The organism is Subtercola sp. YIM 133946, from assembly GCF_036553535.1.
In the GTDB taxonomy this organism is placed as follows: Bacteria; Actinomycetota; Actinomycetes; order Actinomycetales; family Microbacteriaceae; genus Subtercola.
In genome coordinates, this window is record NZ_JAZHPE010000035.1 from 36,924 (window position 1) to 59,463 (window position 22,540).

The following is a 22,540-nucleotide window of genomic DNA, read 5'->3' on the forward strand; positions in this document are numbered from 1 at the left end:
CCTGAACGTGCCGCACGTGCCGGCGCACCTAGAGTAGATATCAACAACTGAACTGTTTCTGAAGAGGAGACACACTGATGAGCGAATCCGTCAACCTTCCAGCACTCGGCGAGAGTGTAACCGAGGGAACGGTGACCCGCTGGCTCAAGAACGTCGGGGATCGCGTCGAGGTCGACGAACCCCTGCTCGAAGTGTCAACGGACAAGGTCGACACCGAAATCCCGTCGCCCATCTCGGGCGTCATCGAGCAGATCCTCGTTCAGGAAGACGAAACGGTCGAGGTCGGCACGCCGCTGGTGACCATCGGAGACGGGTCGGGTGCCGCCGCGGCCGAGCCCGAGGCCCCCGCCGCTGCCGAGCCTGAGGCCGCCGAACCTGCTGCTGCCGAGCCAGCGCCGGCCGCTGAGGCGCCGGTCGAGACCGCCGCCGACACTCCCGCTCCCGACTCCGGCCCCGAGGTCGCCGAGGCGCCGTCGAACGACGCGACCAGCGAGGCGCAGGCTCCGGCCCCCGCCGCGCCCGAGCCGGCACCCGCCGCCGAGCAGCCCGCTGCCGCACCAGCACCGGCCGCTGCTCCCGTGCCGGCTGCAGCCCCGGCTCCAGCCGCTGCTGCTCCCGCCCCCGCCGCCCCGTCGCAGGCCGCACAAACTCCCGCCGCGGCCGCCGCACCGGCTCCGTCGACTCCGGCCGCTCCGTCGAGCTCGACGAGCAACTCCGGCTACGTGACTCCCCTGGTTCGCAAGCTGGCCCACGACCGTGGCATCGACCTCGGCAGCATCTCGGGCACAGGCGTCGGTGGTCGCATCCGCAAAGAAGACGTGCTCGCCGCCGCAGAGGCGCAGACGAAGGCCCCCGAGACCACGCCGTCGGCTCCCGCTGCAGCGTCGTTCGTTCCACTCGAGACCTCTGCACTGAGGGGCACGACCGTTCCCATGTCGCGGCTGCGCAAGGTCGTCGCCGAGCGCGCCGTCATCTCGATGCAGACCAGCGCCCAGCTCACCTCTGTGGTCGAGGTCGACGTCACCAAGGTCGCGAAGTTCCGCGACTCGGTCAAGTCGTCGTTCGCCGAGAAGACGGGCACGAAGCTCTCCTTCCTGCCGTTCTTCGCCCTGGCTGCTGCCGAGGCCCTGAAGGCGTACCCGATCATCAACGCCACCATCGACGGCGACTCGATCGTCTACCCCGACCACGAGAACATCTCGATCGCGGTCGACACCGAGCGCGGCCTGCTCACTCCTGTGGTGCGCAACGCCGGTGAGCTCGACCTGGCCGGCCTCGCGAAGGAGATCGCCGACCTGGCGGCCCGCACGCGCGACAACAAGCTCAAGCCCGACGAGCTCGGCGGCGGAACGTTCACGCTGACCAACACCGGTTCGCGTGGCGCCCTGTTCGACACGCCGATCGTCTTCCTGCCGCAGGTCGCAATTCTCGGCACCGGAATCGTCACCAAGAAACCGGTCGTCGTGACGGTCGACGGAGCCGACGCGATCGCCATCCGTTCGACGGTCTACCTTGCACTGAGCTACGACCACCGCATCGTCGACGGCGCCGACGCCGCCCGCTTCCTCGTCGCGGTCAAGAACCGCCTCGAAGACGGCAACTTCGCCGCCAACCTCGGCATCTGACGTCCGCTCCGGCGGCTGGCTAGCCCGTCGCCGCGAACACTGCGCGCAGCCTCCAGCCGGCCTCCCCCTTCACCAGAAGGGCCGAGGCCGGCTTCTGCGTTACCCCGCTCGCTGCCGCTGGGCCCACTGCCGCTGAGCCCTCTGCCGCTGAGCCCCCTGCCGCTGACCCCTCTGCCGCTGAGCCCTCTGCCGCTGGGACTCCTGCCCCTGGGCCCCCTGCCCCGATCTCCCGCACCGCGACGGCGACCAGCGCGGCGTCGCCCACGCGCTGAGCCCCGGCCGCCGCTCCCCCCGCGCCGGCCGCAGGCCCGGTCGGCGCCCCGACGACGATGGCCCGCCAGGTGGCCGCTCCGCTGCGCAACTGTTCTGCGAACGCCGCCTGATCTGCTGCCAGCGCCGACGACTGCGCCTGGTCGACCTTCTCGAAGCACGCAACCGCCTCCTGCGCGAAGCACTCCTCCCGCCTCACCTCCAGCGCCACCAGCGCCGCCTCTGGATCGTCTCCGCGCACCGCTCCGTCACTGGCGGCAGCTCCGTCGTCGGCCCCGGCTGCACCTGAGCGGGTGACGGGCGCGGATGTGCCGGGGGCGGCAGCCCCAGTGCTGGGCGTCAATGTGGCGGCAGTGGCAGACCCACCGTCGGGCGTGAATGTGGCGGACGCGGCAGGCCCAGTGGCGGGGTCGGACATGGCGGACGCGGCAGGCCCACCGTCGGGCGCGGATATGGCGGACGCGGCAGGCCCAGTGGCGTGGTCGACCGGGGTGGCGTAGCCGGACGGGGTGGCGAGGAGGGCGCCCGTCAGGGCCACCGCACCGACGAGGAGGGCTACCGCCAGCGAGCGGAGGGGAACGCTGCGCGCCGCTCCCGGCCAGAGCGGAACCCGGTGAGTCTCGCGGAGCGCGGCGGCCGCCGACGACAGACGCAGCCGAGCGGCCGCGGTGGAGGCTCGCAACCGTGCCCCCGCGCGGGCCTCGTCGCGAGCGGTCGCGACGGAGGACGCAACCTCCGCCTCGACTTCGGCCAGCGCGCCGTCACCCATGGCGTTCCAGTCGAACGGCTCGAGAGGGTCGATTGCGACTGGCTCCGCGACCTCGAACAGTGCCGCCTCGGCGGCGGCGTAGAACTCCGCTGACACACGCCCACCCTCCCTTCTTCCCTCGGCACCTCCTCCCCATTCGCCTCCTCCGGCGGCACCTTCTCGCTTCTCGTCTCTTCCCGCGGCACGTCCTTCCGCAGCACCCCCTCCCGCGGCACCTCCTTCACTCTCGTCTCTTCTCCCGGCACCTCCTCCCCCCTCGTCTCTTCCTTCGCCACCTCCACGCCACCCTCCTCCTCCGACGGCACCTTCGACCCGGGTGTCCGAGTCGGCGCGGCCACCGAGCACGGCACCCCCCTGGAGGGCCGTGTCTTCGATCCACCGCAGTTGCGCCGACAGGAAGGTCGAAAACGAGGCTGAAGTGTCGCCGGGAGTGGCGGCGAGAACGTCTCGGCAGAGTGCGACGAACTGGCGCACGTCGCGCAGAGGCGAGGCGTGCCGGTGACCGCGAGCCCAGCCGAGCAGAACCGGGCGCCCGGAGTCGTCGAAGGCGATGGCGTCTGCGTCGACGGCGCCGTGCGCTTCGCCCCGCCCGTGCAGCGCGGCGAGAAGCTGGAGCACCGGAACCAGGATCGTCACGGCTTCACCGGCTCGCAGGGTGCGTTGCACGAGCAATTCGGAGAGCGGGCCGTGCCGCGCCCACGAGCACACGATCACGCCGGGCGCACACACTCGGGACGCAGACACTCGGGGCGCAGAACGAGAGCGCGCCACCGTGGGAGGCACCTCGTCGAGAAACTGGGGACAGTGCGGTGAATCGAGCTCCTGCCACAGCCGCGCCGTGCGCGCCGCACGCGTGAAGTCTGCGGGGTCGTCGTACACCTTCGCCACCACCCGGTCGCGCTCGGGCGCTGGGGAGTGCTGCGGCGTCACGAGGAGTACTCGTGACGTCGAACCCACGCCGAGCGCCCCGACGAGGTCGTAACCCACCACCTCGTTGCCGCCATCGTGGGCAACCCGTCGGCGCAGAGGGAACCACGATCGCCGGCGGGAGGCACCGGGTGGCGCCGAACGCCGGTGGGCGGCTCCACGTGGTGACGAAAGCCGGCGAGAGGGCTCGGGTGGCGCTGTGCGCCGGCGGGAGGCATCGGGTGACGAGGGGGTGCGTCGAGCGGGGGTCACTGGTGACGCCGACGGCTCAAACGGGCGACGAGGAGGGATGGGCACTCGAACATCGTGGTGCGAGGTCGGCTCGGCCGGGCATCCGGGGGCCTGATCTGTGCGAAGTTCGCTCAGGGCCGCTGTTGTGAGCGAGGTGCGCCCGCAATCGGCGGCAGACCGGGCGTTCGCGGCCCGGTCGACTCGGTACCATTGACGTATGGCACGCACCAAAGAGAAGACCCCGAAGAAGCCGAAGGAAGACGGCCGCATCAAGCAGATGTGGCAGGTCTTCCAGATGACCCGTCGCTACGACAAGAACATCGTTCCGCTGATTCTGCTGAGCCTGCTCGGCCCGGTCGCGCTGGGCCTCATCGTGGCCCTCATCGTCGGCGACGGCAACGGTTTCGCCATTGCATTGTGGATCGTCGCGGGCCTGCTGGTGGGTATCCTGCTCGCGCTCGTCGTGCTCGGGCGTCGCGCCGAGGCCGCCGCCTACGGGCAGATCGAAGGGCAACCCGGTGCCGTGGGTGCCGTGCTCCGCAGTTCGCTGAAGCGCACGTGGCGCGGCAGCGAGATGCCGGTCGCGGTGAACGCCAAGACCCAGGATGCGGTCTACCGTGCCGTCGGCCGTGGCGGCGTCGTGCTCATCGGCGAGGGCCCCAAGTCGCGCACGACCCGCATGCTCGACGACGAGCGCCGCAAGGTGCTGCGCGTGCTGCCGAACGTGCCCGTCACCTTCTTCTACGTCGGCCCCGACACCGACTCGCTGCCCCTACAGAAGATCTCGCGCAAGCTGGCCCGCATCAAGCCCACGCTGACCAAGCCCGAGGTTCTCGCGGTCGACAACCGGCTCACCTCGCTCGGGTCGGCGAACCTGCCCATTCCGAAGGGCGTCGACCCGCTCAAGGTGCGCCCGCAGCGCGGCCGCTGACCCAGCGAGGCCAGTGACCCAGCGAGGCCATGAACGCGGCGAGGCCATGAACGCGGCGAGCACAGCCGCCGGCGCAGCGCGACCGCTAGCGCCGCACCAGCACCGTTCCTGCGAACACGTCGTGCAGCCCCCGCTGGTCTGAGTCCCAGATCAGCGCCGGCACGGTGAGAATCAGGAAGAACGTGCGGATGACCGGCCGCCACCAGCCCGCATAGGTGCCGTCGACCTTGACCACGCGCAGGCCCAGCAGCAGGTGACCGAACCCCGCGCCGGCCAGCGCGATCAGCACGCACTGTTCGACGAAGAAGATGATCGTCGACGCCCACGGGTTGCCGAAGAAGAACGCGGCGTAGATCACGAAGCAGAACGCCCAGTCGATGAGCAGCGCGATCATGCGTCGACCCGGGCGCCCTATCGAGCCGCGCCCCTCCTGCGGAAAACCGAGCCGTTCGCCCGGCCACTCGCTCGGCGCCGCCCCTGACCACCGTTTGGGGGGCACATTCGCTGGCCTCGGCGTGGGGGTCGGTTTCGGGTTGGTCACCCCGAGATTCTAAGGGTTTCACCTGAGACCGAGACTGTCACACCGCCGAAACATGCCCGCCACAGCGCATCCCTATATTTGGCTCGTCGCACGTGCATCGACACGGCGAGACGAAGCCGAACAATGCGAGTCAGAACTGCGCATAAAGGGGTAAAAATGAGTGGAAACAGAGTCCGCCTGCAAGCCATCAGAGACGTCGAAGCTTATGTGCCGCCGTCTGCGAGCTTCACCGACACCGAGGCGCCCGGCCAGATCTTCGGCGAGAACGTCTTCAACAAGGTCGTGATGCAGAAGCGTCTGCCCAAGTCGGTGTACAAGTCGGTCATCGCCACGATCGAGCACGGCGCGAAACTCGACCCGCTGGTCGGCGACGCCGTGGCGAGTGCCATGAAAGACTGGGCGCTCGAGAAGGGTGCCACCCACTACGCCCACGTGTTCTACCCGCTGACGGGCCTCACCGCTGAGAAGCACGACAGCTTTCTCGAGCCCGTCTCCGACGGCTCCGCCCTCGCCGAGTTCGCCGGCAAGACCCTGACCCAGGGCGAGCCCGACGCATCGAGCTTTCCCAACGGCGGTCTGCGCAACACGTTCGAGGCCCGCGGCTACACCGCGTGGGACCCGACCAGCCCCGCGTACGTGCTCGAGAACCCGAACGGCAACACCCTGTGCATCCCCACCGTCTTCGTGTCGATGACCGGTGAGGCGCTCGACCACAAGACGCCGCTGCTCCGCTCGCAGCAGGCGATGGGCGAGCACGCGGAGCGCATCCTGAAGCTCTTCGGCCACACCGACCCCGAGCACGTCGTCTCGTTCTGCGGGCCCGAGCAGGAGTACTTCCTGGTCGACCGCCACTTCTTTCTCGCCCGCCCCGACCTGCTGAACGCCGGCCGCACCCTGTTCGGCTCGAAGCCGCCGAAGGGCCAGGAGTTCGACGACCATTACTTCGGCGCGATTCCCGAGCGTGTGCTCGGCTTCATGATGGATACCGAGCGCGAGCTGTTCAAGCTCGGCATCCCGGCCAAGACGCGGCACAACGAGGTCGCCCCCGGCCAGTTCGAGATCGCCCCGATGTTCGAGAAGGCCAACCTGGCCGCCGACCACCAGCAGCTGCTGATGACGACCTTCAAGACCATCGCCAAGAAGCACGGCATGGAGTGCCTCTTCCACGAGAAGCCGTTCGCCGGTGTCAACGGATCGGGCAAGCACGTCAACTTCTCGCTCGGCAACTCCGAGGTGGGCAGCGTGTTCGTGCCCGGCGACACCCCGCACGAGAACGCCCAGTTCCTGGTGTTCTGCGCAGCGGTCATCCGCGCGGTGCACCTGTACGCGGGCCTGCTGCGGGCATCCGTCGCCTCGGCGACAAACGATCACCGCCTCGGCGCGAACGAGGCTCCCCCGGCCATCATCTCGATCTTCCTCGGTGACCAGCTCGCCGACGTGTTCGGGCAGATCGCCAAGGGCGCGGCCACTTCGTCGAAGGGCAAGGGCACCATGATCATCGGTGTCGACACCCTTCCGGTGCTGCCGACCGACCCGGGCGACCGCAACCGCACCAGCCCGTTCGCCTTCACGGGCAACCGCTTCGAGTTCCGCGCGCCGGGCTCGATGCAGAGCGTCGCCGGCCCGATGACCACGATCAACACGATCATGGCCGACTCGCTCGACTACATGGCGACCAAGCTCGAGCAGGCAGTCGCGGCCGGCGACGACTTCGACAAGGCCGTGCAGCTGCTGCTCACCGAGATCATCACCGAACACGGCGACGTGGTCTTCAACGGCGACGGGTACGCCGACGCGTGGCCCATCGAGGCCGAGAAGCGCGGTCTCGCGAACCTGAAGACGACTCTGGATGCCCTGCCAGAGCTCATCACCGAACCCGCCATGGCGCTCTTCGAGAAGTACAAGGTCTTCAACCACCGCGAGATGCACTCGCGCTACGAGATCGGCCTGGAGCAGTACGCGCTCACCATCGGTGTCGAGGCCCGCATCACGCTCGAGGTCGGAGCAACCTCGGTGCTGCCCGCCGCCGTGCGCTACCAGACCGAGCTCGCCACCAACGTCGCCGCGCTGAAGGCCGCGGGCGTCGAGGGCGACACGGATGCCCTGGCCGCCGTCTCGGGCCCGATCGCCGATCTCAAGGCCGGCCTCGCCTCGTTGAAGGCGGCCCTCGCTGCAGACGTCGGCCACTCGGCCCTCGCCGAGGCGGAGCACGCCCGCGACGCCCTGCTGCCGGCCATGCTCGCCGTTCGCGGCGCCGCCGACACTCTCGAAGACCTCGTCGCCGACGACCTCTGGCCGCTGCCGACGTACCAGGAAATGTTGTTCATGCTCTGACCGAGGCTGCGCCGGGGGTGGGCGCAGGCGTTCACACGCCAGGAGGCCGGTGACCGGCTGGAACGAGCATCCACTTGTGGGAATGCACCGCCGGTCACCGCTTTCGGCGCGCCCGCGCGTAACATGCGCGAAACAATCGCGACACTGCGGGGTAATGGCGCGCCCGTAGGCTCAGGGCTAGTTGCGACTGCAACTGAGCACGTTGCGACTGCAACTGTTCAAGTACCAGCCATTTGGAGCCTCTCAAATGTTCAGTGATTCCTCCGAGGTGCTCAAGTTCATCAAGGACACCGACGTCAAGTTCCTTGATATCCGGTTCACCGACCTTCCCGGTGTACAGCAGCACTTCAACATTCCCGCATCGACCGTCGACGAAGAGTTCTTCTCGGTCGGCCAGATGTTCGACGGATCATCCATTCGGGGCTTCGCCTCGATTCACGAGTCAGACATGCAGCTCATCCCTGACGTCTCGACCGCGTACATCGACCCCTTCCGCGTCGAGCGCACCCTTATTCTCATCTTCGACATCTACAACCCGCGCAACGGCGAGATCTACTCGCGCGACCCGCGCCAGGTCGCGCACAAGGCTGAGCGCTACCTTGCGTCGACGGGCATCGCCGACACCGCGTTCTTCGCCCCCGAGGCCGAGTTCTACATCTTCGACGACGTGCGCTACGAAGTGAAGCAGAACAAGAGCTTCTACTCGGTCGACTCGAGCGAGGGCGCCTGGAACACGGGCCGCGAAGAAGAAGGCGGAAACCTCGCCAACAAGACCGCCTACAAGGGCGGCTACTTCCCCGTCAGCCCGGTCGACCAGCACGCCGACCTGCGCGACGACATCTCGCTGAAGCTCATCGAGTCGGGCCTCATCCTCGAGCGCGCCCACCACGAAGTGGGCACCGCCGGCCAGGGCGAGATCAACTACCGCTTCGACACCATGGTGCACGCGGCCGACGACATCCTGAAGTTCAAGTACATCGTGAAGAACACCGCCACCCAGTGGGGCAAGACCGCGACCTTCATGCCGAAGCCGCTCTTCGGCGACAACGGCTCGGGCATGCACACCCACCAGTCGCTCTGGAACGAAGGCTCGCCCCTGTTCTACGACGAGGCCGGCTACGGCGGGCTCAGCGACATCGCGCGCTGGTACATTGGTGGCCTGCTCAAGCACGCTCCGGCGGTTCTCGCGTTCACCAACCCCACAGTGAACTCGTACCACCGCCTCGTGCCGGGCTTCGAGGCTCCCGTGAACCTGGTCTACTCGGCCGGCAACCGCTCGGCGTCGATCCGCATCCCCATCACGGGCACCAACCCGAAGGCCAAGCGCATCGAATTCCGGGCTCCGGATGCCTCGGGCAACCCGTACCTCGCATTCGCCGCGCAGCTCATGGCCGGCCTCGACGGCATCCAGAACCGCATCGAGCCCCACGAGCCGGTCGACAAAGACCTCTACGAGCTGCCGCCCGAAGAGGCCAAGAGCATTCCGCAGGTTCCTGCGTCGCTCGAGGCCGCTCTCGACGCGCTCGAGGCCGACCACGAGTTCCTCACCAAGGGCAACGTCTTCACGCCCGACCTGATCGAGACCTGGATCTCGTACAAGCGTGAGAACGAGATCAAGCCGATCGCCCAGCGCCCGCACCCCTTCGAGTTCGAGCTCTACTACGGCGTATAGTCACGATCCGCTGAAATAGCGGGGGTTCAGCTCCGTCTGAAGAGCCGCTAGTTCCGCAAGAGTCCGCGCGAGCAGCCAAACCGCACCAACGGCTGCTCGCGCGGACTCCTCCGTTTCAGGCGACGCATCCCTGACACCCGCGTTTCCTGCCTCGCCCTGAGCGTGCCTTGAAGTGGGGGTCTCATCCTCCGCACCCATTTGGATATGGTCGGCGATGGGGCCATTGACGACAACTCAGTATGGTTTGCCTCCCGATACGGGGAGCGCGAGCATGTTCGCAAGGCACCGATTTGCCCGACACACGATGGTGTCCGCGATGCTGGCAACGGCTGCAGCCGTGCTTGCTCTCGGTTTCACAGTTGTCGCTTCACCGTCGGCCGCAAACGCGGCATCGTCGACGGCTTCAATCACCGGCGTCGTGAAAGGCGCTGGCACACCCAATACATCGCTGCAGAACGCGCTGGTGATCCTCACTGAAGGTCCGGCGATGTTTTCCTCACGGACTGACGCGACTGGTCGATACACCATTCAGAACGTCCCGGCTGGCACGTACTACCTCGAGTTCATTTCCACTGGAGCCCCGCTGAACTTCGCACCCCAGTGGTGGAAAGGAAAGCCGGACCAGGCCTCGAGTACTCAGGTCGTCTTGAAGGCCGGCGACGTACGTACCGGCTTCGACGCGGTTCTAGCGAAAGGCTCTTCGATTTCTGGAACCGTCACATCGGCGGCGACGAAGAAACCGTTGCCTGGTGTAACGGTTGAAGCGCACCCGGCCGCGCGGGACTATGAATGGGCCGGTTCGGCGACCACGGATGCGAAGGGGAACTACACCATAGTCGGGTTGACGGCCGGCACCTACAAGCTGGACTTCGCTCGCGCGACTGGTTATGCGTACGAATGGTGGGACGGCTCTCCTAGTCCGGATACGGCAAAGGCTGTGACGGTGGCGGCGGGTGCCGCCGCCAATGACGTCAGTCCGACACTGGTCGCCGAGGCATCAGTCAGCGGCAATGTTCAGGACGCAGGCAACCCTGGCGCGGGACTGGCTAACGTGACGGTGAACGTCACCACCGCCGACGGAGGATATGTGACCAGTGCGGGAACAGACGCGAACGGTAATTTCACCGTCAGCGCGCTGCTTCCGGGCTCGTACAGGTTTCAATTCATCGACCACTCCACCGCCACGGAGCGAATCGAATACTGGAACAACCAATTCACCTCGGCCAGCGCGACACCACTCGCGCTCACGAAGGGCCAGAAGTTCGTCGGCATGAACGTGGTTCTCGGCGACCGCAAATTGACCGCGCCCGTTCCGACGATCTCAGGATCGGCCACAGTCGGTAGCAAACTAACCGTCAACACGGGAACCTGGGGTCCAGCCCCTGTCACCCTCTCGTATCATTGGCTCCGCAACGGCACCTCGATAGCCGACGCGACGAAATCCACCTACACCCTCACAGCCGCCGACAGAGGCGCGAAGATCACTGTCAAGGTCATGGGCAAGAAGTTCGATTACGTTACCGCCAGCAGAACCAGCGCTCCCACCGCATCCGTCAAGTGAACCAGCGTCGCCCGGTGCACGGGTGCATGCTCGCCTACTGTCGCGCGAACCCTGACCAACACATCTCCTCGCGCCTCGTCCAGCCCGCCTGGCGAGCTGAGGATAGGGTTTCAGATGTGGTTATTGCATTCGATGCACGTGACTTCATCAATGGATTCGAAAGGTGAGCAGCCCGAACTGGGTTGAAGTGCTCGTCGGCATTGTCTGGATCGCCATAATGGCCTTGCTCATCAGATTCCGGCATCAGTACGTCGACCGAACGAAGAACCAAATGGAAGTAATGTACGGACGTCTTGGCCGCCGGATGGCGCGGCAGATGACGCCAGCCTTCGTTATCGTCTTCGCCTGCGTGGCGATGCTCTTCGGAATCGGAATCATCACGGACGGTCTGTTTCACTGGACGGTGTACACCGGTGCAGTGCACAGTCGCTGATTGTCTCAATAACGAGCCGTTCACGCCGCAGGGCGACAGCCACGGGCGGGGTCGGGCACCACTCGTCCGAGGGGCACCCTGACTGGGGCTCACCGAGGGGTGACAGAACCCGTAGTGTCGTATGCAGCTACCAGCACGAGTCTTCCCCCCCGAACACGAGCGCTGGGAGCATGGCCCATTGCATGGGCAACGCCCCCTTCGACTCTCCTACGGGGTCGGAGGGGGCGTCTTCCTGATCCCGCTCCCCCGCGGACATGTGATGGGGTGCCGGGCTACTTCGTCGATACGACGGCGACTGCGATGCTGCCGGCGGCGAGGAGTAGCGCTCCGATGACCTTCGCCAGGGTGCTTTGGGAGAGGTGCCCCCAGAATTCGCGGTTCTTCGATGCCTCCGGGCCGGTCGTCTTCTCCAAAGTGTCATTCATCGATCTCAGGTTAGCGAAAACCCCCCGAACAGGTCACATCGTCGGCGGAGGGTTGACAACGGTTGCCGGGTAGCCTCAGGCGGGCGACGCGGCCAGAGCGTGAGGGCGAGTGAGCTACTCGAGCACGCCGCGCTCGAAGAGCGGCTTGAAGAGACGGCTGCGGTGAGCCAGGAAGTCCTTCTCGGTGATCGAACCGTGGCGGCGCAGGTGACCGAGTTCGCGCAGACCCTGGTCGACGTCGTGCCGCAGTTCGCGTTGGGCCGGGACGTGGGCGTGCTCCTCGACGAAACGTTGGACGCGCTGCTGCAGTTTCACGATCTCGAGGGCTTTCACAAGGGAGTGGTTCGGAGTGGGGCGACGGTCGGATTGGGCCAGCATGCCGCGAAGGGTTGTGCTGAGCATCCGTCAGGGAGTACAACGGTGGTGCCGAAGGGAGATTCGTGGTTCTCTACGCTAACGGGCAAGCGCCGAAATCGGCCCTGGTGATGTTCGAGGGGTCGTACTTCTCACCCGACATGGCCGCGCGGGTGCTGACCGGTGTGCGTGCGATTCGTTCTCGGGGCGTGTCGATCACCGTCAACCAGGGCTACCGGTTTCTCGGCTCACCGGGCGATCGCGCGATCGGCGCCTCTGACTTCAGCGACAACGAGGCGAAGGCGTCGCAGACCTCTGATGGCACGGGCAATCAGTGGTACCAGCTCGGGCGTTGCGACAACGGATCGACGCCGTCGGCGGCGACACCCGGCATGTCGAACCACGGCGACTGGTCGATCGGCGCCGTCGACACCAACTGCGCCGACATGGCCGTGCGCGACCAGGAGTTCGCCAAGGTGGGCCTGACGCGCACCATCTCCGGTGAGACCTGGCACGCAGCCAACACGGGGCCGCCCAGAGTCGCCCTACTCTCGATCTCCGAACTCCTCACTGCAGAAAGCTGGTTCGCCATGGCAACACCACAGGAAGTGGTCGACGCGCTCTGCGCGGCCCTCGAGTCACCCCGCGGGCAACGCGCGATCCAGGTGGCCGTGTTTCAGAACGACGCCTCGCACAACGGGGCGACGGCGCTCTCGAACGCGGTCTGGGAGGCGCTAGACGACCAACGCGGCATCAACGCGATCGCCCGCGGCGTGTTTCAGAACGACAGGTCGCCCGACGGCTTCTCGGTTCTGAGCGCGGCCGGGTCAGGTCAGCCGAATCCTGCACCGCTCGGCTGACCGGGCGCCCGCTACTGCTGCTGCTCGGTGAGCGTGACGCCGTAGGAGCGCTCGGCCGTGTTGAAGAAGGTGTCGCGATCGCGGATGATGGCCTGGGGCGGCAGCTGCTCGGAGCGCGTGTGGGCGGCGGTCGTGCGCTTGACGGCGGTGCCGATGGCGAGAAACTCGATGAGGCCGCCGCCGAGGTCGTACACGTAGGTCTTGATGCCGATGACGTCGTCGGCGCCCACAGCGGTGGCCTGGTCGCGCACCTTGCCGAGCGACTCTTCACGAGCCCCGTAGATGAGCTGGGTGAGCTCGTTGATCTCGCCCTTCACGAAGTTCTTGAAAGCCGAGGTGATGCCACCGACGAGGCCGAGCGAGTAGACCGAGGTGCCCATGACGAGCTTCATCGGGGCGTAGCCGATGCGAGCGAGGCCCCACATCTCTTCGGCGGTGAGATCGCTGGTGACCACGCCCATTGCAGCCAGCGCCGGGTCGGAGATGTCGTGCCGTGAGGCGGTGCCCACCATGAGCATCTCCTGCACGGCGGTGCCGCCGAACGGCAGGATGTTCGTGGTGATGCCCACGACCGCGTTGGCCTGCACCGACCGCGCCTCGTCGACGATGCGCTGCAGGGCCAGGTTGCGCGTCTGGGTGAACAGGTCGCTGTACTGCCTGACCTCGCCGCGTGCCATCTGCTTGAAGGCTCCGGTGATGCCGCGGCCGACGCCGATGGAGTACGCCACGTTGCCCATCACGAACGAGACCGGTTCGTAGCCGGCATCCACCTGGCAGAACAGCTCCTGCCCGTCGCTGGCCGAGGTGAACGCAGTGGCCGGCACGCCGACCTTCTGGTGGATGGTCGACGCCACCGAGAGGAATTCGATGTTCTGGGCGTGAAAGATCAGCTCGGTTGTGACGCTTGTCGCCCCGTGCCCCTGGTGCTGGGCCATCTCGCCGATGAGCCGCTGCATGGAGAGATGCCGGCCCTGCGTGATCATGTCGGTGATGGCCGTGATCTCGCCGCCCACCATTCCCCTGAACCCGGCACTCATCGACCCGAGGAACCCGCGCGAGAACACGCTGTTGCCCACCAGCAGGTTGCCGGGGTGGTAGCCGAGCAGATCGATGCAGTACATCTCGTTGCCGCTCAGGCCGCTCAGCACTGATTGGCGTGCGGGCATCGGGTCGCTCATGACAGCCTCTTTCTTCGAATATCTGAGATTACATCACGTTACAGGTCACCGTAGAAGTCGCGCTCGAAGATCGCCCGCGCGCGGCGGGTGACGGCGAGGTAGTCCTCCTCGAGCTCGGTCGCCGAGCCGGGCGGGTACTCGAGCAGCCGCGCCACCCCTTCGAGTTGGCGCCGGTCGAGGGGCAGCACATCGGCCGTGCGGTTCGTCCACAGCGTCATGCACGAGCGGGCCCGCGATGCGAAGATCCATGCCTCGCGCAACCGGTCGGCGTCGGCCGCGTCGACGTAGCCGGCTGCGACCTCGGCAGCGAGAGCATCCAGCGTCGATGTCGTCTGGAACTCCGGATGCTCGAACCCGTGCTCGAGCTGCAGCAGCTGCACGTACCACTCCACATCGCTGAGCGACCCGCGGCCGAGCTTGAGGTGCCGGGCGGGGTCGGCGCCCTGCGGCAGCCGCTCCTTCTCGACGCGTGCCTTCAGCCGCTTCACCTCGCGCACCGCCTGCTCGCCGATCGCCCGCGGGTAGCGCACCTCGTCGGCGAGCCGCTCGAAGTCGTCGATGAGCGCCTCGTCGCCGGCGACGCCCGATGCGCGCAGCAGCGCCTGCGCCTCCCAGGTGAGCGACCAGCGCTGGTAGTACGCCCGGTACGAGTCGAGCGACCGGACGACGATGCCGTTCTTGCCCTCGGGCCGCAGGTCGATGTCGAGGTCGAGCGGCAGCCGCCGGTCTTCGGTGAGCCGCACGAGTTCGTTGACGATGAACCGGGCGACCGACTGCGCCGTCTCCTGGTCGACGGTGATCGGCCGGTAGACGTACATGACGTCGGTGTCAGAGCCGAACCCGATCTCGCGGCCGCCGTACCGGCCCATGCCGATGACGGCGAACTCGATTCCGTCGCCGTTGACCAGCGCCGCCGACTGCCTGATGACGCCGAGGGTGCCGCGCAGGAAGACCGTCGTGATGTCGGTGAGCGCAACGGCGAGGTCGTGCACGTCGATCAGTCCGAGAATCGAGGCCAGGGCCACCCTCAGCACCTCGCGGCGGCGCGCCGTGCGCAGGGCGGAGGCCGCGGCATCCGGAGTGTCGTGCCGCCCCATGATCGCGGTCGTCTCGAGAATGAGCGTCTCGAACGACCGCGGTTCGAGGTCGTGGTCGTTCTCGAGCCAGGCGGCCGCCTCGGGGATGCGTTCGAGCAGCTCGGCGGCGAACCGCGAGCCCGAGAGCACCTGGGTGAGTCGGGATGCCGCACCCGACGAGTCGCGCAGCATGCGCAGGTACCAGTACGTCTCGCCGAGCGTGTCACTCAGCCGGCGAAAGGCGAGCAGCCCGAAGTCGGGGTCGGCACCGTTGGCGAACCACTGCAGCATCACGGGCAGCAGGTGGCGCTGGATGGCGGCCCGCCGCGACACCCCCGACGTCATTGCCGCGATGTGCCCCAGCGCCCCCTTCGGGTCTTGAAAACCTATGGCCGCGAGGCGCGCCACCGCCTGCTCGCTGGTCAGGCTGAGCTCGTCGGGGCCGAGGGCGGCGACCGCCGCGAGCAGCGGACGGTAGAACAGCCGCTCGTGCAGCGTGCGCACCCGCACCTTGATCGCGCCCCAGAGCTCGAGCAGCGCAGGCGCACTCGTCGCGAGCTCGGTCGAGCGCGCGAGCACCCGCTGCTCGAACTCGTCGCGCGGCACGAGGTGGGTGCGGCGCAGGTGTCGCAGCTGCAGCCGGTGCTCCATCAGTCGCAGCGTGCGGTAGTCGTGCGAGAAGTCGTGCGCCTCCACCCGGCCGATGTAGCCCTGGTCGGCCAGCGCCGCCAGCGCTTCGAGCGTCGCCGCCTGACGCACGAGCGGGTCGTTCTGGCCGTGCACGAGCTGCAGCAGCTGCACGGTGAACTCGACGTCGCGCAGGCCGCCGGGCCCGAGCTTCAGCTGGTAGTCGACCTCGTCGATCGGAATGTTCGACGTCACCCGTTCGCGCATCACCTGAACCGACTCGACGAACCCGTCGCGCGAGGCGCTCGCCCACACTTTCGGCCGCACCGCCTCGACATAGCGCTGGCCGAGCTCCAGATCGCCGGCCATCGCCCTGGCCTTCAGCAGCGCCTGGAACTCCCAGCTCTTGGCCCACCGGTCGTAGTAGGCGATGTGCGATTCGAGCGAGCGCACCAGCGCCCCGGCCTTGCCTTCGGGCCGCAGGTTCGGGTCGACCTCCCAGAGTGGCGGCTCCATCGCAGTTTCCATGATGCCGTGCATCGTGAGCATGGCCAGCGCGGTCGCGATGTCGATGGCCCGCGAGGTGGCCACCCCCGGGTCGCCCTCAGCCGACGGCTCGGTGCCTTCGCCGACGAAGATCACGTCGACGTCGCTGACGTAGTTCAGTTCCTGCGCGCCGGCCTTGCCCATGCCGATGATCGCGAGCCGGGTCGCTGCGACCTCGTCGTGCGTGAAGAGCCAACGGCTCTGCCCGCGAGTGGATGCTCGCGCCCGCGCACACGCCAGCGAGGCGTCGAGGGCGGCCGCCGCCAGGTCGGCGAGCGTGTCGGCGATGAGCCCGATGCCCGCGACCGGGTCGGCCTGTTCGAGGTCGAACGCCGTGATCTGGGCGAGGATGCGGCGGTACCGCACCCGCAGCAGCGTCCAGGCCCGCTCGCCCGCGATCGTGGCGAACCCGTCGACGCTGCCCACGGCACCGAGCAGTTCGTCGTGCAGCTCGGCGGGCGTCGGAAGCGTCTTGATGCGCGCCTGCAGCACCGTCAGCTCTTCGGGGTGCCGCAGGAAGAAGTCGCCGAACCCGCTCGACAGGCCCACCACGCGCAGCAGCCGCGTGCGACTCGGCTCATCGCCGAGCAGCCCCACTGCGGGTGATTCGGGAAGGCGCAGGAGCTTCACCAGATACGTCAGTGCCTGGTCGGGGTCGGCCGTCAGGCGCAACGACGCCAAGAGGTCGGCCAGCGACACCTCACCGAGACCCGACGCGACCTCAAGGTCGGTCTGCGCCCGGGTGAGTTCGCTGAACCCCACCCGGGCGAGCTCGGTGAGGGTCGTCTGGTCGCGTGTCATCGTCGACGGGTGCGGATGCTCGGCTGCGGCAGATCGGCAGGGTGCCGATCGGGCGTCAGAGCATCTCCAGGTTGCTCTTCAGCTCGAACGGCGTGACCTGGTCGCGGTACGCGGCCCACTCCTGTCGCTTGTTCAGCAGCACATAGTTGAACACGTGCTCGCCCAGCGTCTCGGCGACCAGTTCTGACTTCTCCATCTCGAGGATGGCCGCGTCGAGGCTGGCCGGCAGCGAGCTGTAGCCGAGCGCGCGTCGCTCGGAGTCGCTCAGCGCCCACACGTTGTCTTCGGCCTCTGGCGGCAGCTCGTAGCCCTCCTCGATACCCTTCAACCCGGCCGCGAGCAGCAGGGAGTAGGCGAGGTACGGGTTGGCGGCCGAGTCGATGGCGCGGTACTCGATGCGCGAGCTCTGGCCCTTGTTCGGCTTGTAGAGCGGAACGCGCACGAGTGCCGAACGGTTGTTGTGCCCCCAGCAGACGAAGCTGGGTGCCTCGTCGCCGCCCCAGAGCCGCTTGTACGAGTTGACGAACTGGTTCGTCACGGCGGTGATCTCGGGAGCGTGCTTCAGCAGGCCCGCGATGAACTGGCGGCCGATCTTCGACAGCTGGTACTCGGCGCCGGCCTCGTAGAAGGCGTTCGCGTCGCCCTCGAAGAGCGAGAGGTGGGTGTGCATGCCCGAACCGGGCTGGCCTGAGATCGGCTTCGGCATGAATGTGGCGTACACACCCTGCTCGATGGCGACCTCTTTGACCACCGTGCGGAAGGTCATGATGTTGTCGGCCGTCGTGAGCGCGTCCGCGTACCGCAGGTCGATCTCGTTCTGGCCGGGGCCGGCCTCGTGGTGACTGAACTCGACAGAGATGCCGAGGTCTTCGAGCATGCGCACCGACCGGCGACGGAAGTCGTGCGCCGTGCCGCCGGGAACGTTGTCGAAGTAGCCGGCCTTGTCGACCGGCTCGGGGCCGTCGGGGCCGTACTGCGACGACTTCAGCAGGTAGAACTCGATCTCGGGGTGCGTGTAGAACGAGAAACCGCGGTCGCCGGCCTTGGCGAGCGTGCGCTTCAGCACGTTGCGCGGGTCGGCCACGGCAGGCTGGCCGTCGGGCGTGGTGATGTCGCAGAACATGCGAGCAGTGGGGTCGACCTCGCCGCGCCACGGCAGAATCTGGAACGTGGTGGGGTCGGGATGAGCGAGCACGTCGGCCTCGAACGACCGGGTCAGGCCCTCGATGGCCGAGCCGTCGAAACCCAGCCCCTCGGCGAACGCACCCTCGACCTCGGCAGGGGCGATCGCCACCGACTTGAGAGTACCGATGACGTCGGTGAACCAGAGCCTGACGAACTTGACGCCGCGTTCTTCAATGGTGCGAAGAACGAAGTCACGCTGCTTATCCATCGACGGTGAGTACCTCTTTCTGGCGAGTGTTGCTGCCGCTATTAGGCTAGTGGCTATGCCGAGACTTCGCTTAGCGCTGGCCCAAACCAACCCCATTGTCGGCGACCTCGAAGGCAACTCGGGTGAGATCGTGGCGGCCGTCAGGCGTGCCCGTGACGCCGGTGCCGACCTGGTCGCGTTCGGTGAGATGGCCCTGTCGGGATACCCCATCGAAGACCTGGCGTCGCGGCCGTCGTTCCTTGCCGCCTGCCGCCGCCGGGCATCCGCTCTGGCCGCCGAACTCGACGCGGCCGGGCTCGGCGACATCGTGGTGGTCGTCGGTCACCCCGACGGACCGTTCGAACCGCGCCGCTTCACCACCAGCAACGCCCCCACCGCCATCGCCCAGAACGTGGCGAGCGTCATGCAGAACGGCGAGGTGGTGGCGCGGTACGCCAAGCACCACCTGCCCAACTACTCGGTCTTCGACGAGTACCGCATCTTCATCCCGGGTGACGAGCTGCTCGTGCTGCGCATGCGCGGGGTCGATGTGGCGCTCATCATCTGCGAAGACATGTGGCAAGACGGCGGCCCGGTGAACCGCGTGGCGTCTGCCGATGCCGGGCTGCTGCTCGTCATCAACGCGTCGCCCTACGAGCGCGACAAGAACGAGGTGCGGCTGCCGCTCGTCACCCGTCGGGCGGTCGAGAACGACACCTGCGTGGCCTACGTCAACATCGTGGGGGGTCAGGATGATCTGCTCTTCGACGGCGACAGCGTCGTCGTCGACCGGCAGGGCCGCATAGTCGCCCGGGCGCCGCAGTTCGTGCCGCACCTGCTGGTGGTCGACCTCGATCTCGAGGGTGCGACCGTGCACGACCTGCCCGAGAACGTCGCACGGGTGCAACTCGCGGCGCCGGAGACGGGGCACGGCGAGTCAGGCGTGCCTCCGATGACCGGCGACCCGGGTACCCCGCGGGCCGAGGCGAGCGCTGCCGACGGCACCCCGTCGGCCCTCACCCCGATCACGGCCGACATCGCCGTCGTTCCCGACGAGCTCGAGCAGATCTGGGGCGCGCTCGTGCTGGGGCTCGGCGACTACGTGCGCAAGAACGGGTTCGGCTCGGTGATCCTCGGCCTCTCGGGCGGCATCGACTCGTCGGTGGTCGCGGCGATGGCCGCCGACGCCATCGGGGCGTCGAAGGTCTACGGGGTGTCGATGCCCAGCCGCTGGTCGAGCGACCACTCGCGCTCAGACGCCGACGACCTCGCCGAGCGCATCGGCCTGCACTACGAGACGCAGGCCATCGCCGACCTGGTGACGCCGGTCGAGGAGCAACTGGGGCTCGACGGCATCGCGGCCGAGAATCTGCAGGCGCGCATCCGGGGCATCATTCTCATGGGCCTGTCGAACCAGCGGGGCCACCTCGTGCTCACCACGGGCAACAAGAGCGAGCTCGCGGTCGGCTACTCGACGATCTACGGCGACTCGGTGGGGGGTTTCGCCCCACTGAAAGACGTGCCGAAGATGCTGGTGTGGGAGCTGGCGCGCTGGCGCAACCTCTTCGCCTCGCGCCGCGGTGAGACGCCGCCCATCCCCGAGAACTCCATCTCGAAGCCGCCGTCGGCCGAGCTGCGGCCCGACCAGACCGACCAGGATTCGCTGCCCGAGTACGACGTGCTCGACGCGCTGCTTGAGGAGTACATCAACGGCGGCCTCGGCCGAACCGAGCTCATCGCCCGGGGTTTCGACGAGGCCACCGTCGACCGCATCATCTCACTCGTCGACCACTCGGAGTGGAAGCGCCGCCAGTCGGCCATCGGCACCAAGATCTCGCGCACGGCCTTCGGCCGCGACCGCCGCCTGCCCATCACCTACCGCCCCACCGACGTCGCGTAGACCGGTTTCGATACGCCGCGCCTCGCGCAGCTACTCAACCAGCGCCGCCGCGCTGCGCGCGGCTACCCCACCGGCGCCGCCGCGCTTCGCGCGGCCACCCCACCGGCGCCGCCGCGCTTCGCGCGGCTACTCAACCGGCGCCGCCGCGCTGCGCGCGGCTACCCCACCAGCGCTGGTTGAGTAGCGGCGCAGCCGCGTATCGAAACCCCCACGATAGACTGTGAGGCATGACGGAGCAGTCCCCTCGCAAGCGCGTGCGAACGCGGCACTTTCAGATCGCGAAGGAGAACGGAACACCGATCGTCGGCCTCACCAGCTACGACCAGCTGTCGGCTGCCATCTTCGACGCGGCCGACATCGACTTCCTGCTGGTGGGTGACTCGGCCGGCAACAACGTGTTCGGAAACGAGACCACCCTCGCGGTGACAGTCGACATGCTCATTCCACTCGCCCGCGCCGTGGCCGGTGCGGCATCCCGAGCCCTGGTGATCGGAGATATGCCGTTCGGTTCATATGAGGGCGGGCCCGACGACGCGCTGCACACCGCCGTTCGCTTCATGAAAGAGGCGAACGTGCACGCGGTGAAACTCGAGGGCGGGGTGCGCAGCGCCCCACAGATCAAGCGCATCGTCGAGTCAGGCATCCCGGTCATGGGCCACATCGGCTTCACACCGCAGAGCGAGCACGGGCTGGGCGGCCACATCATCCAGGGCCGTGGCGAGGGCGCCGAGCAGCTGCTCGCCGACGCCCACGCGGTCGAGGATGCGGGGGCGTTCGCCGTCGTGCTCGAGATGGTGCCGAGCTCGGTCGCCGAGCGGGTCACGAGAGAACTGCGCATCCCGACCATCAGCGTGGGCGCTGGGCCGCACTGCGACGGCCAGCTGCTCGTGTGGACCGACTTCGCCGGTTTCTCGCAGGGCCGCGTGCCGCGTTTCGTGAAGCAGTACGCGAACCTCACCGAGGTTCTGACGAAGGCCGTGACCGACTTCAGGGCCGATGTGGCATCGGGCGCCTACCCCGCACCCGAGCACGAGTTCGAAGGATGACCGGGGCGCACTCCGCCGCAGGCGCACGCCAGGGCAGATCCGTAGCCGGGGCGACGGTGCTCGTCACGGGCGCGGCGAGCGGCATGGGCCTGCTCTACGCCGAGCGCGCGGTCGCCGAGAGCGCGGCGCACGTCGTGCTGTGGGATCGCAACATCGACAAGCTCGAGGCGATCGCCGAGCGGCTGAATGCCTCGCCGGGGCGCACGACCGTGCATCCGTACCGCATCGATGTGAGCGACCCCGTGATCATCCACGACACCGCCCTGCGCGTGCTCGACGAGGTCGGCGTGCCCGACGTGCTGATCAACAACGCAGGCATTGTTCGGGGCAAGTACTTCTGGGAGCACGACACCACGGCAGACACCATCGAGACGATGAAGATCAACGCGCTCGGCCCGATGATCGTCACCCGCGAGTTTCTACCGGCCATGATCGACCGCGACCGGCCCGCGCGCATCGTCAACATCGCCTCGGCCGCAGGCCTGATCTCGAACCCGCGGATGAGCGTGTACGCGGCCTCGAAGTGGGCGGTCATCGGCTGGAGCGACTCGGTGCGCCTCGAACTGGTGCAGCAGGGCCACCGGCACGTCAGAGTGACGACGGTGGCACCCAGCTACATCTCCACGGGCATGTTCGAGGGCGCGAAGGGCCCGGTGATGACGCCCATCATGACGCCCGAATACGTGGTGGGGCGGGTGTGGAAGGCGATGCTCGCCGGCAAGCCGCTGCTGTTGCTGCCGAAGAGCGTGCACATCGCGAAGGTCACGAAGGGCCTGCTGCCGACCGCCGTGTGGGACAGGATGGCCGACAACGTCTTTCACCTCTACACGACGATGAGCGACTTCACCGGCCGCGAAGCACGGAACCCCTAGTCGTTCGCAGCGTCTTCTTCGGCCCACTTCGCACTGTTCGCGCGCAGGGTCTCGAGGGCGTGCTCTGCCTCGACCTGGGTCTCGAACGGCCCCACCCGCTCGGGAGCGGGCGAGACGTACCCGAACTCCACCGCGCCGGTGTTGATGTTGTACCAGTACTGCTTCGACGGGTCGCCCGACATGTGTCTC

At 67.4% G+C, this 22,540-nt stretch carries 18 protein-coding genes; 10 read left to right on the forward strand and 8 right to left on the reverse strand.

Annotated features, from left to right (window positions below; translation table 11 throughout):
* Window positions 1–77 precede the first annotated feature (77 nt).
* Window positions 78–1,625: a 2-oxoglutarate dehydrogenase, E2 component, dihydrolipoamide succinyltransferase gene (gene sucB, locus V3W46_RS11895; RefSeq protein WP_331783335.1), complete on the forward strand. Its 1,548-nt coding sequence runs from the start codon at window positions 78–80 to the stop codon at window positions 1,623–1,625.
* 19 nt (window positions 1,626–1,644) lie between these two features.
* Here sucB and V3W46_RS11900 read toward each other — a convergent pair whose 3' ends face one another.
* Window positions 1,645–3,654, reverse strand: a complete 2,010-nt coding sequence (locus tag V3W46_RS11900; protein ID WP_331783336.1) for a hypothetical protein — start codon at window positions 3,652–3,654, stop codon at window positions 1,645–1,647.
* Between the two features lie 385 nt (window positions 3,655–4,039).
* Between V3W46_RS11900 and V3W46_RS11905 the strand changes: the two genes are divergently transcribed.
* Entirely contained in the window at window positions 4,040–4,753 is a 714-nt protein-coding gene (locus V3W46_RS11905) for a DUF4191 domain-containing protein (protein ID WP_331783337.1), read from the forward strand.
* 85 nt (window positions 4,754–4,838) lie between these two features.
* Here V3W46_RS11905 and V3W46_RS11910 read toward each other — a convergent pair whose 3' ends face one another.
* Entirely contained in the window at window positions 4,839–5,294 is a 456-nt protein-coding gene (locus V3W46_RS11910) for an RDD family protein (RefSeq protein ID WP_331783338.1), read from the reverse strand.
* Window positions 5,295–5,450: 156 nt separating this feature from the next.
* Between V3W46_RS11910 and V3W46_RS11915 the strand changes: the two genes are divergently transcribed.
* The 4 genes from V3W46_RS11915 to V3W46_RS11930 all read left to right on the forward strand — a co-directional run bounded on the left by V3W46_RS11915 (window position 5,451) and on the right by V3W46_RS11930 (window position 11,294).
* Window positions 5,451–7,628 (forward strand): glutamine synthetase III family protein, encoded by a 2,178-nt coding sequence (locus V3W46_RS11915; RefSeq protein WP_331783339.1) that lies wholly within the window; start codon window positions 5,451–5,453, stop codon window positions 7,626–7,628.
* A 247-nt stretch (window positions 7,629–7,875) separates the two neighbouring features.
* A complete protein-coding gene (glnA, locus tag V3W46_RS11920; RefSeq protein WP_331783340.1) occupies window positions 7,876–9,300 on the forward strand; it encodes a type I glutamate--ammonia ligase in 1,425 nt (474 codons plus the stop codon).
* Window positions 9,301–9,616: 316 nt separating this feature from the next.
* The gene (locus V3W46_RS11925) at window positions 9,617–10,861 is read left to right on the forward strand and encodes a carboxypeptidase regulatory-like domain-containing protein (RefSeq protein ID WP_331783341.1); all 1,245 of its coding nucleotides are present in this window, start codon (window positions 9,617–9,619) and stop codon (window positions 10,859–10,861) included.
* 163 nt (window positions 10,862–11,024) lie between these two features.
* Window positions 11,025–11,294 carry a hypothetical protein gene (locus V3W46_RS11930; RefSeq protein ID WP_331783342.1) on the forward strand — a complete coding sequence of 90 codons (270 nt, stop codon included), beginning with the start codon at window positions 11,025–11,027 and terminating at the stop codon, window positions 11,292–11,294.
* A gap of 272 nt (window positions 11,295–11,566) precedes the next feature.
* Here V3W46_RS11930 and V3W46_RS11935 read toward each other — a convergent pair whose 3' ends face one another.
* A complete protein-coding gene (locus V3W46_RS11935; protein WP_331783343.1) occupies window positions 11,567–11,719 on the reverse strand; it encodes a hypothetical protein in 153 nt (50 codons plus the stop codon).
* 114 nt (window positions 11,720–11,833) lie between these two features.
* On the reverse strand, window positions 11,834–12,052 hold the full coding sequence (locus V3W46_RS11940) for a hypothetical protein (RefSeq protein ID WP_331783344.1): 219 nt from the start codon (window positions 12,050–12,052) through the stop codon (window positions 11,834–11,836).
* Window positions 12,053–12,159: 107 nt separating this feature from the next.
* Here V3W46_RS11940 and V3W46_RS11945 point away from each other — a divergent pair, with 107 nt between their 5' ends.
* Window positions 12,160–12,933 (forward strand): hypothetical protein, encoded by a 774-nt coding sequence (locus V3W46_RS11945; protein WP_331783345.1) that lies wholly within the window; start codon window positions 12,160–12,162, stop codon window positions 12,931–12,933.
* 11 nt (window positions 12,934–12,944) lie between these two features.
* On the opposite strand, the gene V3W46_RS11950 is transcribed toward V3W46_RS11945, so the two are convergent.
* Genes V3W46_RS11950 through V3W46_RS11960 form a run of 3 tightly spaced genes read right to left on the reverse strand, consistent with a single transcriptional unit; the run spans window position 12,945 to window position 18,554 of the window.
* Window positions 12,945–14,111, reverse strand: a complete 1,167-nt coding sequence (locus V3W46_RS11950) for a heavy metal-binding domain-containing protein (protein WP_331783346.1) — start codon at window positions 14,109–14,111, stop codon at window positions 12,945–12,947.
* Between the two features lie 38 nt (window positions 14,112–14,149).
* Window positions 14,150–17,161: a bifunctional [glutamine synthetase] adenylyltransferase/[glutamine synthetase]-adenylyl-L-tyrosine phosphorylase gene (locus tag V3W46_RS11955; RefSeq protein ID WP_331783347.1), complete on the reverse strand. Its 3,012-nt coding sequence runs from the start codon at window positions 17,159–17,161 to the stop codon at window positions 14,150–14,152.
* Between the two features lie 55 nt (window positions 17,162–17,216).
* Window positions 17,217–18,554, reverse strand: a complete 1,338-nt coding sequence (locus tag V3W46_RS11960) for a glutamine synthetase family protein (RefSeq protein WP_331783348.1) — start codon at window positions 18,552–18,554, stop codon at window positions 17,217–17,219.
* A 55-nt stretch (window positions 18,555–18,609) separates the two neighbouring features.
* On the opposite strand from V3W46_RS11960, the gene V3W46_RS11965 reads away from it, so the two are divergent.
* The 3 genes from V3W46_RS11965 (at window position 18,610) to V3W46_RS11975 (ending at window position 22,351) form a co-directional block, all read left to right on the forward strand.
* Window positions 18,610–20,433: an NAD+ synthase gene (locus V3W46_RS11965; RefSeq protein WP_331783349.1), complete on the forward strand. Its 1,824-nt coding sequence runs from the start codon at window positions 18,610–18,612 to the stop codon at window positions 20,431–20,433.
* 227 nt (window positions 20,434–20,660) lie between these two features.
* Complete coding sequence (panB, locus tag V3W46_RS11970) at window positions 20,661–21,479, forward strand: 3-methyl-2-oxobutanoate hydroxymethyltransferase (RefSeq protein ID WP_331783350.1); 819 nt, start codon at window positions 20,661–20,663, stop codon at window positions 21,477–21,479.
* On the forward strand, window positions 21,476–22,351 hold the full coding sequence (locus tag V3W46_RS11975) for an SDR family NAD(P)-dependent oxidoreductase (protein ID WP_331783351.1): 876 nt from the start codon (window positions 21,476–21,478) through the stop codon (window positions 22,349–22,351). The genes panB and V3W46_RS11975 overlap by 4 nt, the downstream gene beginning before the upstream one ends.
* Here the strand turns inward: V3W46_RS11975 and V3W46_RS11980 are convergent.
* Window positions 22,348–22,533 carry an SPOR domain-containing protein gene (locus V3W46_RS11980; protein WP_331783352.1) on the reverse strand — a complete coding sequence of 62 codons (186 nt, stop codon included), beginning with the start codon at window positions 22,531–22,533 and terminating at the stop codon, window positions 22,348–22,350. The two genes, V3W46_RS11975 and V3W46_RS11980, sit on opposite strands and share 4 nt — an antisense overlap.
* Window positions 22,534–22,540 lie beyond the last annotated feature (7 nt).